This is a genomic window from Nocardia aurea, assembly GCF_003123685.1.
Lineage (GTDB): Bacteria > Actinomycetota > Actinomycetes > Mycobacteriales > Mycobacteriaceae > Nocardia > Nocardia aurea.
On record NZ_QCYJ01000172.1, the window covers coordinates 160,902 to 173,085 of the forward strand.

The 12,184-nt window shown below is 68.2% G+C and carries 15 protein-coding genes; 8 read left to right on the forward strand and 7 right to left on the reverse strand.

Features of this window, described 5'->3' with window-relative positions; translation table 11 throughout:
- Positions 1–24: 24 nt before the first annotated feature.
- Entirely contained in the window at positions 25–486 is a 462-nt protein-coding gene (locus DAT37_RS41965; RefSeq protein WP_157978970.1) for a hypothetical protein, read from the reverse strand.
- Between the two features lie 329 nt (positions 487–815).
- Entirely contained in the window at positions 816–1,091 is a 276-nt protein-coding gene (locus DAT37_RS41970) for a GlsB/YeaQ/YmgE family stress response membrane protein (RefSeq protein WP_109530523.1), read from the reverse strand.
- A 239-nt stretch (positions 1,092–1,330) separates the two neighbouring features.
- Here DAT37_RS41970 and DAT37_RS41975 point away from each other — a divergent pair, with 239 nt between their 5' ends.
- Together DAT37_RS41975 and DAT37_RS44650 are read left to right on the forward strand one after the other, a co-directional pair.
- Complete coding sequence (locus DAT37_RS41975) at positions 1,331–2,950, forward strand: AMP-binding protein (RefSeq protein WP_109530524.1); 1,620 nt, start codon at positions 1,331–1,333, stop codon at positions 2,948–2,950.
- A gap of 84 nt (positions 2,951–3,034) precedes the next feature.
- Complete coding sequence (locus tag DAT37_RS44650) at positions 3,035–3,193, forward strand: hypothetical protein (protein ID WP_157978972.1); 159 nt, start codon at positions 3,035–3,037, stop codon at positions 3,191–3,193.
- A 147-nt stretch (positions 3,194–3,340) separates the two neighbouring features.
- On the opposite strand, the gene DAT37_RS41980 is transcribed toward DAT37_RS44650, so the two are convergent.
- The gene (locus DAT37_RS41980; protein WP_109530525.1) at positions 3,341–4,261 is read right to left on the reverse strand and encodes a hypothetical protein; all 921 of its coding nucleotides are present in this window, start codon (positions 4,259–4,261) and stop codon (positions 3,341–3,343) included.
- Between the two features lie 210 nt (positions 4,262–4,471).
- Here DAT37_RS41980 and DAT37_RS44655 point away from each other — a divergent pair, with 210 nt between their 5' ends.
- The 3 genes from DAT37_RS44655 to DAT37_RS41990 are packed head-to-tail and all read left to right on the forward strand — an operon-like array spanning position 4,472 to position 6,866.
- Positions 4,472–4,672, forward strand: a complete 201-nt coding sequence (locus tag DAT37_RS44655) for a hypothetical protein (protein ID WP_157978973.1) — start codon at positions 4,472–4,474, stop codon at positions 4,670–4,672.
- Positions 4,672–6,087 (forward strand): linalool dehydratase/isomerase domain-containing protein, encoded by a 1,416-nt coding sequence (locus DAT37_RS41985; RefSeq protein ID WP_109530526.1) that lies wholly within the window; start codon positions 4,672–4,674, stop codon positions 6,085–6,087. The genes DAT37_RS44655 and DAT37_RS41985 overlap by 1 nt, the downstream gene beginning before the upstream one ends.
- Positions 6,088–6,095: 8 nt before the next feature.
- Positions 6,096–6,866 (forward strand): DUF5134 domain-containing protein, encoded by a 771-nt coding sequence (locus DAT37_RS41990; RefSeq protein WP_157978974.1) that lies wholly within the window; start codon positions 6,096–6,098, stop codon positions 6,864–6,866.
- Between the two features lie 76 nt (positions 6,867–6,942).
- Here the strand turns inward: DAT37_RS41990 and DAT37_RS41995 are convergent, their stop codons facing one another.
- Positions 6,943–7,290 (reverse strand): rhodanese-like domain-containing protein, encoded by a 348-nt coding sequence (locus tag DAT37_RS41995; RefSeq protein WP_109530528.1) that lies wholly within the window; start codon positions 7,288–7,290, stop codon positions 6,943–6,945.
- Positions 7,291–7,300: 10 nt separating this feature from the next.
- Entirely contained in the window at positions 7,301–7,822 is a 522-nt protein-coding gene (locus tag DAT37_RS42000; protein ID WP_232840320.1) for a MarR family winged helix-turn-helix transcriptional regulator, read from the reverse strand.
- Positions 7,823–7,957: 135 nt separating this feature from the next.
- Between DAT37_RS42000 and DAT37_RS42005 the strand changes: the two genes are divergently transcribed.
- Together DAT37_RS42005 and DAT37_RS42010 are read left to right on the forward strand one after the other, a co-directional pair.
- Complete coding sequence (locus DAT37_RS42005; RefSeq protein WP_157978975.1) at positions 7,958–9,433, forward strand: MFS transporter; 1,476 nt, start codon at positions 7,958–7,960, stop codon at positions 9,431–9,433.
- A 78-nt stretch (positions 9,434–9,511) separates the two neighbouring features.
- Positions 9,512–9,970 (forward strand): hypothetical protein, encoded by a 459-nt coding sequence (locus tag DAT37_RS42010; protein ID WP_157978976.1) that lies wholly within the window; start codon positions 9,512–9,514, stop codon positions 9,968–9,970.
- 6 nt (positions 9,971–9,976) lie between these two features.
- Here the strand turns inward: DAT37_RS42010 and DAT37_RS42015 are convergent, their stop codons facing one another.
- Both DAT37_RS42015 and DAT37_RS42020 read right to left on the reverse strand, forming a co-directional pair.
- On the reverse strand, positions 9,977–11,065 hold the full coding sequence (locus DAT37_RS42015; RefSeq protein ID WP_109530531.1) for an NAD(P)-dependent alcohol dehydrogenase: 1,089 nt from the start codon (positions 11,063–11,065) through the stop codon (positions 9,977–9,979).
- Positions 11,059–11,535, reverse strand: coding sequence for a DUF4334 domain-containing protein (locus tag DAT37_RS42020; RefSeq protein ID WP_109530642.1), 477 nt, complete (start codon positions 11,533–11,535; stop codon positions 11,059–11,061). Before DAT37_RS42020 ends, DAT37_RS42015 begins: the two co-directional genes overlap by 7 nt.
- A gap of 82 nt (positions 11,536–11,617) precedes the next feature.
- On the opposite strand from DAT37_RS42020, the gene DAT37_RS42025 reads away from it, so the two are divergent.
- Positions 11,618–12,184: a TetR family transcriptional regulator gene (locus DAT37_RS42025; RefSeq protein ID WP_232840321.1), complete on the forward strand. Its 567-nt coding sequence runs from the start codon at positions 11,618–11,620 to the stop codon at positions 12,182–12,184.

Here is a 12,184-nt window from a genome sequence, read left to right on the forward strand (position 1 = left end):
GCGCGGGCACGGGAGTCGCGCAATTCAGCGGGCCGCGTCGGCCAGGATGTCGGCGGGCGTGAGGGCCGCGGTGATGGTGTCGACGGTGACACCGGGCATCAGATCGCATTCCGCGCCCCTGGTGACCATGCGTAGCGGGGTGTCGGCGGGAATGTGGCGGCGTAGGTGCGCGGCGATGGCGGCCGCTTGGCCGAGCGTGCCCGCGATGGTCAGGCCGCGATCGTCCATCTGGGCGTAGCAGAGGTCACCGGGCTCCTCGATATCGGCGCGGATCCGCAGCAGTTCCTCACGACCCCCGCCGTGGAAGTGGATTCCCGCGCGCGCCGGATCGGTGAACACCTCGGGCCGGTAATGGGCCATCGCCTCGAAGACCAGGGTGCGCAACGGCACGCGACCGCGACCTGTCACCGGAGTTGTCACCGCCGGGCCGTACACACCGTAGTCCGAGAAATACCACTTCGAACGACGCTCGACGATCACTGCCACGCTGTCTCCTCACGACTCGAAACGCACCTGTCGCGCTCGAGGACGGTTCGGACCACGAACGCGTGTGTATCTCAGGACGCGGGACGACGTCCGAGGCAGGATCACTCCCGGAGAACGCCCGCCGTAACGGCAGGGGCACATCGCCGAACGGGCTGCGTCGACGGTGCACCACCTCGCTATTCGTAGCAGACCGCCGACGCCGCGACGTCGCAACGACCCGATCCGTTACGCGAGTGAGCCCGTATGCCGACCTCGGCATACGGGCTCGACACGCCGACAGAGCAGGTGTCGGGAACAATTGCTCCCGCACCTGCTCTCGGTCGGCGCGATCAGCGCACCGAGCGACTGCGCCCGGTCACCAGACCGACCAGGAACAGCAGGATCACCGCGCCGCCGAGGCAGGTGAAGAAGCTGAACCACAGGCCGCCGCCCTCGACGTCGACATCGAAGAGCTTCAGGACGAACCCGCCGAGCAGGCCGCCGATGACACCGACCACGATATTGAGCAGAATGCCCTGTTGCGCATCGGTTTTCATGATCTTGCTGGCGATCCATCCGGCCAGGCCGCCGATGATGATCCATCCGATGATTCCGAGACCGAGCATCGTGTTCTCCCATTCTGGAGCCGAGCGCCTCACCGTTCGAGTCGCCTCGCCCACGGCATACCCCACACGAGGGAGCTCAATCGAGCAGAATCACACCGTCGGAGTCGCCGGGTGGCTCCGCTCGTCTCGACCGGGCGGAGCACGTCGTGATATTCTTCCAGACACTTGTCCAGTGTACTGTCTCAGTATTCTCCGTGCCGGATCCGCAGCCGCCACCACCCGACCCATCGAGCATCGTGATGTCGAGTAATTTCGCAGACCTTTTCGAACAGACCGCCGACCGCGTACCCCACCGTGCCGCGGTGGTCCACGGTGACCGGACCGCAACCTTCGCCGAACTCGACGTCCGCGCGAATCGAATAGCCCACACGCTCGCCGCGCGCGGGGTGGGCGTGGGCACCCACGTCGGTTACCTGATGCACAACAGCATCGAGACCGTCGAGACGATCCTCGCCTGTTTCAAACTCGGCGCGGTCCTGGTCAACGTCGGCTACTGGCACGGGTGGGCCCAGATCCGGCACCTGTGCGATCACGCCGATCTCGAAGTCCTCGTCCATCACCGCCGCTACCAACCGGCGGTCGCCGAGGCGCGCCAGAGCCTGCCGAATCTGCGCCACACCATCGCGGTCGCCGACGAGTTCACCGAGCGCAGGCAGGCGCCGAGCGCGGCGTCCGCCGAAACCGATCTTCGCGCCGGCCTGCCGTTCCGCCCGCTCACGGCACGCGGCGGCGAGGATCTGATGCTCGTCTACACACTCGGCACCACGGGACCGCCCAAAGCGATCATGTGGCAACACCAGGATCTGGCGCGGGTACTCGCGGGCAGTATGGATTTCCACCTCGACCGGCTCGGCGCGCGCAGATTACGCGGCTCCCACCGGGGCGCCGGTCATCCCCAATGGCTCGTCCTCGTTCCGCTCGGCGACGCCGCGGGCGTCATGCCGACGCTGACCGCGTTGCTGTGCGGTCACACGGTGGTGCTGACCTCGCAATTCGATCCGGACGAGATCTGGCGGATCGTCGCGGAGAAACGTCCCCAGGTCCTGGTGTCGGCGGGCGACGCGATGGCACGCCCGCTCCTCGACGCCTATCGCCGACGTCCGACCGACGCCACCTCGCTCACGACCATCGCCTCCTGCGCCGCCCCGCTGTCACAATCGGTGAAGAACGCACTGCTCGAACAATTCCCGTGGACCGACGTCTTCGAATCCATCGGATCGTCGGAAACCGGATTGCGCGGCGCGGGCGTGGCCCGCAAGGACGACGATCTCGCCCGCCGCTCGCGTTTCCACCTCGCCCCGGGCACCGTCGTCGTCGACGCCGACGGTGCGCCGACCGAGACCGGGTCCGAAGGGTATCTCGCGGCGACCAGGAATCTGCCGCTCGGCTATTACAAGGACCAGCGCGGTACCGATTCCCTGTTGCGGGCCACCGCGCGGGAGTCGCTGGCCATCTCCCAGGATGTCGCCAGGGTCGAATCGGACAACACGATCACTTTCATCGGCCGTCGGGACACCTCGATCGAGATAGCGGGCGTGACGGTTTTCGTCGAAGAGATCGAGAACGTCCTCAAATCGTTCGACACGATCGGCGACGCGATGGCGATCGCCCTACCCCACCCCGGCCGGGGCAGTCAGATCGCGGCGCTGGTCTGTTCGACGGACGGGACGACCTTGTCCTCGGCGGCACTCAAACGACATCTGTGCCGTCATCTCGCCTGGTCGAAAGTCCCCCGTCTGATCTGGTCGGCGCCGACCCTGCCGCGCTCCCCCAGCGGCAAACCCGACTATCGCCGGGTCCAGAGCTACATCGCCGAACGCGTTCCCAATCATGTGCTCGCCCCCCGCGGCCCGGCGTGAGCCGCGGCGGATATCGCGCGGTGGGAATAGGAACGCGCCGCGCGGCGCTGTTGGTGACACGTTCGATTCGTAGGGGAGGGCGTCATGTCCCTGACCGTGGTGGTGCTGATCGCGCTACTTCCGGCTGTCGCGGTGCTCGCGGCATACACGACGGTGACGTTGAGCTACTGGTGGGAAATGCGGAAATCCGTCGAACCCGCCGCGGTACAACAGAATCCGCCCGGCGCGGACCACGCGCGCTGATGTCGCCTCCCGGCGCGCGCGGCGATCACCCGGCCTTCTGTCCGTCCGCGCCCGGTAACGCGCCGTGGTAGAAGTACCGGCCGAGACCCACCACAGGTGGCACGAGCACGAATTCTTCGCGGCCGCGCGGCGAGCCGGGCCAGGTTGTTACGTGAGCGGAGTCGTCGCGCTGGGCCCCTGGCGGTAGCGCGTCATCGTCAGCCGTTGTTCGACGGCGTTGTATTCGGGGATCGGCAGCGGGAACCAGTAACTTCCGTCGAGCCACATCTGACCGAGCAGCGGGACCGGCTTACCCAGGATGTTCACGCCCTCGCCGTGCGGCGGGTGCGTGAACGCGCCGACCGAGCCGCCGTCGATGAAGAATTCCACTCGCTCGTGGTCGAGGCGGACCGCGTAGGCATGATCCGACGCGAGCAGGCCGGGGTCGAGCATGGTGATCCGCGGAACGAGTTCGCCGCCGCGCTTGACCATGAGGAAGAAGCCGCGCGGTAGTTCCGATCCGAGCACGGTGAAGATCGGGCGGGTGAGAGCGCTCGCGTCACCGACCAGACCGTGCGAGCCGTTGTACATGAACCAGGCGATCTCCAGGCCGAGCGGATCGATCGACCGGTTCGACACACCCCAGCCGGCGGTGCCGTTGTGGCCGGTCATATCCGGCGCGCCCTCGATGTCCATCGTCATCGTCTGCCCGGGTTCGAAGACGGGCCGGGCCAGGATCTCGGAGTTGTTGTAGGGGAACAGACCGTCGACGGTGCGGGGGTTGACCATGGTGACACCGTCGGCGCCGTAACCGGTGGACGAGTACCCGACATTGGTATTGCACCAGTCACCGACCGGCGCGGCGGCGAAACTCTCGTCCATCGCGCGGGTGGGGGTGGGCGCTCCGGTGCCGATATAGCCCGCGAACGCGTTGACGTTCAGCACCGCGCAGTTCGGCAGGCCGTCGTCGGTGCCGGGGATCTGGATATTCGGATCGGCGACGGCCACTCCGGCCGCCATCACCGTGCCGAGAACGACACCGGTCGCCACCGCCGTCATCGTGCGCCGCCGGTTCTGTGCACTGCTCATGTTCTCTCCCGCTCAGATGATTGATGAGATGATGCGACGCAGAACTTATCAATATCTCAATCACGACCGCACGGCCGAACTGGCGACACCCACCCGCTGGGTCACGAAAACTACTGCGGCACTGTATAATTCACGCCGGACATGATTCGGGCCACTATCGGCCGAAAACGCCCGTCATGGAAGATAGTTTGATAGAGTTAGCAACTAATCATGTCATTGCCGCAACGTGGCGGCCTGGAGAAGCGAGACCCGATGCCGTGCTGCCTGCTTGCCGGATATCTCTCCGCCGGCGCGCACCGACTCTGGCGGCGCGTGCGCGGCCGAACGGTCGCGTCGGCGGAATTCGCGCCGACCGCGCTCCGTCCCGGCCCCGCCGCCGCCCCGCGCACGGCGCGAACCGAGGCCGCCTGATGAGTACGCCCGCCCCCCGAATCATGCCCTCGGTCACCGAATCCGACCCCGACGATCTCGCGTTCCAGCGCTATGTCCTCGACCTGGCACTGCAACCGATCGATCGGTTCGACGGATTCGACCGCATCGAACAGATCGGTGGCAGCGCGCTGCGCTACCAGCTGAATTTCGTCGGCTACGCACTCGCCATGGCGCAATACACCCGAACTCCGGCCTTCACCGGCTATCTCGCCGAGGCGCAGCGCAACGCCATCCTCAAGATGTGCGACAAACGCGTGTGGGGTTACTGGGCTGTGGAAAGCCTGATCGGCTACGCCAGAATCAACACCGATCCCATCCGGCACGCGAACGTCATGTACAGCGGCTATTTCGGGGTCATGCTCGGCCTCTACGAATCCCTCAACGCCGACCCGACTTTCGACCGTCCGGGATCGTTGAAACTGACCTGGGGCCCGCGCACGACACACGACTACGATTTCGCCCGGCTCTCCCGCGCGATCCGCCGCAACATGCTGGCGCGGGAGAACTGTCCGCAGTACGCGTGCGAACCGCATCTGATCTACCCGATCTGCAATGTCTTCGCGTTCAACACGCTGGTCATGCACGATCGCCTGCACGGCACGGAACTGACCGGCGATCTGGTCGACCGGGTACGCCACAGCTACCTGTACGACGGATGGCGACGGCGCAACGGGCGGTTCATCCCGGGCAGGCTCGGCCCATCGCTCACCATCAGCAAGCCGGTACTCGGTTACGACGCGGGCATGGTCGCCTGGCTGAACGCGATGATGCCCGACCTCGCGCGCGACACGTGGACCACCATCCGCGATCGGTTCGTCGACTACGACGGAACGAACGCGCGCCTGCGCGGCAGCGCGCGCGCCCGGGTCGACCTCGGCAACTACAACGTCGTCAACGGCGAGGGCATGACCAAGGTCTTCGTGGCGAGCGCCGCGGCCGAGATGGGCGACTCCGATCTCGCCGCCGCGCTGACCCGTTCCCTCGGCGAGAGCTACCGCCTCGTCGAACGCGACGGCGCACGACGTTTCGCCGGCGTCTCGACCGTCACGAACGCCCATCACGCGCTGACCCGATTCCTGCGGCCGGACGGCCTGCGCGATCTGATGCTCGGCGCGGTGCCGCCGCAGTGGCGGGCCGGACCCGTTCTGGCCGACGCCGCCTACCCCGACGTGCTCGTCGCGCGCGCGGTGACCGACGGCGCCGGACTCGAACTGGTGCTGCGCCCGGGGCGCGGCACCCAACGGGTGCGGCTGGCCGTGCACCGCCTCGTCCCGCACCGGAGTTACCGCGTCACGGGTGCGACCGAGCCGACGGCAACCGCTGACGCGAACGGCGAATGCGTCATCGAAGTCGATCTCGGCGGGCGCACCGACGTGCACCTCACCCCGGCCTGAACCTCGGCGTGGATCACGCGAACACGGCGGTGGCATGGGCGCTGTTCGTCGCGTGCCTGCTCGCCGCGGCGGTGGCCTGCGCACGGCTGTTCCGACCCGAGCCCGGCCGGTTCGGGCGCGGTGGGGAACTCGTCCACGTCGTCATGCTCGTCGCCATGGCCGCGATGTGGACAGCAGCGGGTGCGGAACTCCCGACCGTCCTCTGGCGCATCGTCTTCGGCGCGGTAGCGGTGGGATCGACGGTGTGGTTGGTCGTCGGAGGTCGAAGGTTCGGTGCGGCGAGGAAAGGTGGCCGGTTCGGAGCCGTGGCGCCCGGTGCATCGCCCGGCGTGGACCATTCCGTCGGGCAGGCCGATGTCGTACCGTCCGGTCGACCGGACGCGACACGCTCGGGCGAACCTGCCGTCTCGGACCGGCGGGGCGACGCGAGCAGGCGATCCGTCGGCGGGAGCAACGACTCGGAACTGTTCGGCGAGGAATCCGGCGCGGCGATCTATCACGGTATCGCCGCGCTGGCCATGGTCTACGCGACGCTCACCGCGCACGGTCCGCGTGCCGGACACACCGCGCACGCGTCGAGCCCGCCGATCCCGGCCATCGGGTGGGTACTGGTCGCACTGTTCGTCCTCGACGCGATGGTTCTCGTCGCGACCGCGCTCCGCGTGCCCGAGCGGTTCGGCCGAAGTCGTCCGGCGACGTTCGCGGCGGTATTCCCGCACGCGACGATGGATTTCGCCATGGCGACGATGCTCACCCTCGCCCTGCGACCTCCCGGCTGAACGCCGCGCGGCCACCTGTGATGCCCCGTGCCGCTCGTGTACGCGCCTCACTCGACGCGGTTCGCGCCCTGTCGGATCATCCTTCGCCGCGCGGCCCCACCTCCAGCGCTCCACCGGCGGCGCGCCAGTCGATCAATCCACCGGACATGTTCTTGGCGTCGAAGCCGTAGTCGATGAGCAGGTTGGCGGCGCCGTAGGATCGCAGGCCGCCGGTGCAGAAGGTGATCAGGAGTCGATCGTCGGGCAATTCCTCGCATCCCGTCGTCAGCTGTTCCAGCGGAAGGTGGATCGCACCGGGGATGTGGGTGCGGTTCCACTCGAACCGGCGGCGCACATCGATGATCAGGGCACCCGCCCGGACGGCTTCGATCGCCTCGGCCGCCGAAACGGCGGGGGCGCGATGGAGGTAGTGGCGGATACTCATGGGTCGGTCCTCACGTGGTCGGTCTGTCGTTCTTGCCCGTTCGCGAATGTCTGTGCGGCCCGGTGGATTCACGCGGTCGCTCCGGACCGGGCCGGTCACCGGCAGCCTGTACGGCGCGAAAGAGGCCGGGCAGCATCTCGCGCAGCGCGACCGGGTCCATCGCCTCGGACAGGAGAGCGTCGAGGTCGGCGTACGCCTGTTTCCCGACATCGAGCAGCCGTCGTCCCTCGTCGGTCACCGCCAGCTTCGCCGTGCGACCGCGGCCGCCGCCGGTCACCTTCTCGACCGCTCCCGATTCCTCGAGTTTCGACAGCGTCGCCTGCATGCTCTGCGGGGTCACCGAGGCGCGGCGGGCCAACTCGCTGTAGGACAGGCCCGGATCCCGGGACAGATGCCCCAGCGCGGAGAGATGGCGGATCGCGATGCCCTCGGCCGCCAATCGGGTTTCGACACCGCCGCGCAACCGACTCCCCAGCATGATGAGCAGGAACGCCGGACTCAGCGGCGGGACTCCTCCCCGGTCATCGGTCACGATATTCACCACCTCTCTCCAGTTTCAGTCTAACTGAAACTGGAGAGGGATCACCGCGAGCGCAAATCTGGTGCGCGCCGACTTTGCCGCGCAGAATCCTCCCATGAATTCTGCCGCGAACGGCGTTGTGGGCCCGTGGCATTCGGCGTAACGCGCGCGACGGGACAGCCCGCGACGGTCGTCTACGACCGGCGCGCCACTTTGTGGTGCTGCCTCGGGGCGGGGTTCGCGACCTTGCTCGACGGCGCCGTCGTCGCGTTCACCGCGCCCTCGGTCCAGTCGTCGCTCGGCCTCGGCGATTCCGCGACACTGTGGTTCCTTTCCGCGTTCTCCTTGACGTTCGGGCTCGGACTCGCGCCCGCCGGACGGCTCGGCGACGCCTATGGACGGCGTGGGCTGTTCCTCGCGGGGCTGGGCTTGTTCCTGATCGGATGCGTCGCGTCGGCGGGAGCGGTCGGCACCTGGTCGGTGATCCTCGGACGACTCGTCCAGGGTTTCGGCGCGGGCGTCATCAGCGCGCAGGTACTCGGGGTCATCCAGGATGTCTTCACCGGACCCGACCGATTGCGCGCCTTGGCCCGGTATTCCGCCGCGGGCGCGGCGGCGGCCATCGCGGGCCCGGTGCTCGCCGGTGTCGCGCTGTGGCTGCTCCCCGCCGAATTCGCCTGGCGCGTGGTGCTTCTGCTACCGATCCCGTTCACCCTCGCGACGATCGCGCTCGGTGTCCGTGGACTGCCGCGCGTTCCCCGAGCGCGTCGCGCGACCGATCTCGATCTACCCGGTATCGCCGCGCTGGGACTACTCGTGGTCCTCGTGACGGTGCCGATCATCGATCCCGGCCTGCCGGGTGCCGCCATCGTCGCCGTCTGCGTCCTCGGCGGCGGGCTGGCGGTGGGGCTCGCGTGCTGGGAACGGCACTACGCTCGCACCGGACGCCTGCCGTTGTTCGCACCGGCGCTGATGCGGTCACGCGGCTACGTCACCGGCAATGTGGTGGCGCTGCTGTGGTTCGGGTCCAGCCTGGCCTTCCACACCGTCAAGACCATCTATCTCATGCAGGTGTGCGAGATTCCCGCGCTCGCCATCGCGCTGTCGCTCATCCCGTCGGCCCTCGCGCGCATCGTCGCGTCGGGCTGGGGGCAGCGACTCTTCGCGACGCACGGACCGCCTCTGGTCACCTACGGTCTCGTCGTGCACACCGGCTGTCTGGCGGCGAGCGCGGGAGCGACCGCGTTCTCGGACGGCTGGACACTGTTCTTCGTCCTGGCCGCGATCCAGATCGCCTTCGGACTCTCCAGCGGTGTCGTCGAACCGCCACTGCGGGTGGTGACCCTGGCCTTCTCCCCCTCGTCACTGCACGGTGTCGCCGCGTCGTTCCTGCAACTGACGCAACGCCTTTCGGCGACCGTGTGCATCGCACTGTGCACCGGGGTACTGCTCGCCTTCGGCGGCACGGCCTCGTCGGCATCGTTGCGGTGGGCGACGATCCTCTGCGCCGCCGCCTCGGCGGTGGCGACCGCCGCGTCGTTCTCGCGATACTTCCGCACCGACGCGCCCCCGACCGTGCCCGAGACTCCGGAGCCGGGAATGGACTCGTCCGGCGTCGCCTGACCGACGAAGGTCGCCGCGAACCGATCACCGCGAGCGCAAACCTTGTTCCCCTCGATCCCCGGTGACGACAATCGCGGTATGAGGATCGCTTTCGCCGTGTCCGCCGCGGTCGCCGCCTGCCTGTGGAGCGCGGGGATCGCCGGAGCCGACACGTTGACACCGGATTACGCACAGGTCGCGAACGGAGCGGGCGACGACCCGTCCGACAACCTCACCCCCGGCGCCTCCCCGATCCAGGTGCCCGATCTCGACGTGTGGCACGCACCCGACACCACCGTCGTCGTCGCCCATCCCTACCTCGCGCCCTGGGTGCACGACCTGGTACCGGCGCCGGCGAACACCGGCCTCGAGATCCGAGGCGCGGCGCGGGTGAGGCTGCCGTCTCCGGTCGACGCCACGACGACGGTGCTGAATCCCAACGGCCACTGCGTATTCGGTGCCGTGGGCGATCCCGGGTCGACCGCGACCGCACTGCCGCCGATCCGGATCGACACCCCCGGATTCCAGCTGGTGATCGATCCGACCGTCAGCCGATAGGCCACCTCACCAGGTCAGCACCGGCTTCACGACATGGCCCGCGCGCTGATCCGCCAACGCGGCCTCGATCTCGGCGTGCCGATATCCGGCCACCAGTCGCTCGATCGGGAACCGGCCCGCCGCGTGCAGTTCGAGCAGCAGCGGGATGAAGGTATGCGGGTCGGCGTCACCTTCGAGGCAACCGCGCACGGTTTTGCCGCCGAGGACGATATCGCGAATATCGATGGCGGGGATGCCCGCACCCAAGCCCACCGCGACCACCGTCCCGCCGACCGCGAGCGCCGCGGCGGCGTCGGCGAGCACGGTCGCCGATCCGGTGGTGTCGAGCGCGTGCGTCGCTCCGCCCCGGGTCAGATCGCGGATCACCGCGGTGGTCTCGCCCCCGGCCGGATCGATCGCGGTGACGGCTCCGAGGGTGAGCGCGAGTTCGCGGCGCGGTCCGTTCGGTTCGACCACGATGATCTGCTCGACACCCGACGCGCGCGCGGCGAGCACACCGGCCATACCGACGGCGCCCGCGCCGTAGACGACCAGGGCCGCTTCGGGTTCGGGACGCAGGACGTTGAGCACGGCGCCCGCGCCGGTCTGGAATCCGCAGCCCAGCGGCGCGGCGAGCACCGGATCGGTGGCGGCGTCGACGACCACCGTATTGTCCCGGGTGCTCAAGGCGTAGCCGGCGAAACTGGACTGGCCGAAGAATCCGTCGCGCACCCGCGCACCGGCGGCGGTGACCCTCGGCGACTTGTCGGACCGGCCGCCGAACTGATTCAGGGCCACTGAACGTCGGCAATAGGCCAGGCGCCCTCCGCGACAGCTCGCGCACTCACCGCAGGAGCGGAAACTCAGGACGACCCGATCGCCCGGACGCACCCCGCCGACCTCGGCGCCGACCGCCTCGACGACGCCCGCGCCCTCGTGTCCGAGAAGTACCGGCCGATCCGGTCCACCCGCCGCGCGGGTGACGAGATCGGTGTGGCAGATGCCGACGGCCTCGACGCGGACCAGGATCTCGTCGTCACGCGGGGAGTCGACCTCGACGCCCTCGAGGCTGAACGGCGCGGCGGGGTCACGTGACAGCAGCGCGGTGGTCAGCACTCGCCGTCCCGCTCGAGCAGGAAGTAGAAGTATTCGCCCTCGGCGAGCACCAGATCGGGGCGGCCGTTCATGATGCCCATCAGGGTCGACTCGTCCAGACGCTTGAAATGGTCGAAGACCGGACGTCCGTCGTAGACCATCGTCGCGGTGACCTCACCGCGGAATTCGATATTCCACAGGCTGGCCTCGCCGCCGCCGAGTTCGACATTCGAGAACAGCGACCCGTCCTCGGCCCGGCAGATCAACGGTTCCGCGCGGGTCAGCGAATGGAAATTCTTGCCGTACCAGCGACTGGCGGGCAGCGCCCGGCACAGCGGGTGTCCCGTGGCGAAGGCCGCGCCGCGCCAACGTCCGAGGATCTCCTCGGCCCGCACGGTCGGCAGTTGCGCCCACAGCGCGTCCAGGTCCGCGGTCGCCACCCCCGATTCCCTGGCGGCCAGTTCCCTCCAGGACTCCACAGATACAGCCATCGGCGACACCTTCCCTTTCAGAACCATCCGGTTCGTGAACCTTAACCACGAACCAAACGGTTCGGCAAGATAGGATGCCGCAATGCGCGCCGCCGGTCATGCCACCAGGGAACGGATCCTCGTCGCCGCCAAGGCCGAATTCGCGCAGTACGGCGTCGCGGGCGCGCGGATCAATCGCATCGCCGCGGCGGCCAAGGCCAGCAAGGACCGGCTCTACGCCTATTTCGCCAGCAAGGACGCGCTCTACACCGCGGTCACCGAGCAGTGGGCCGACCACACCACCGCCGAGACCGCGTTGCACGCCGCCGACCTACCCGGTTACGTCGGACGGTTGTTCGACCACTACCTCCGATATCCGGACAACGCCCGGCTACAGGCCTGGGCCGATGTGGAACGGCTCCACATTCCCGAAGCCGAACAGGTCGTCCGGCGCGTGATCGCCGCCAAGATCACCGAGGTCGAACGCGGCCAGCGCGACGGTCTGGTGACGACCGATTTCCAGCCGATCACCCTGATCGTCATGCTCACCGATCTGGCCCGCACCGCCGCCGCACACGCGACGAGGGACGACGGCAAGCACAATATCGCCGAACGCCGCGCCGCACTGGTGCTCGCGGCGCGGCGACTGGTGTCACCCGACCAGGGGTGA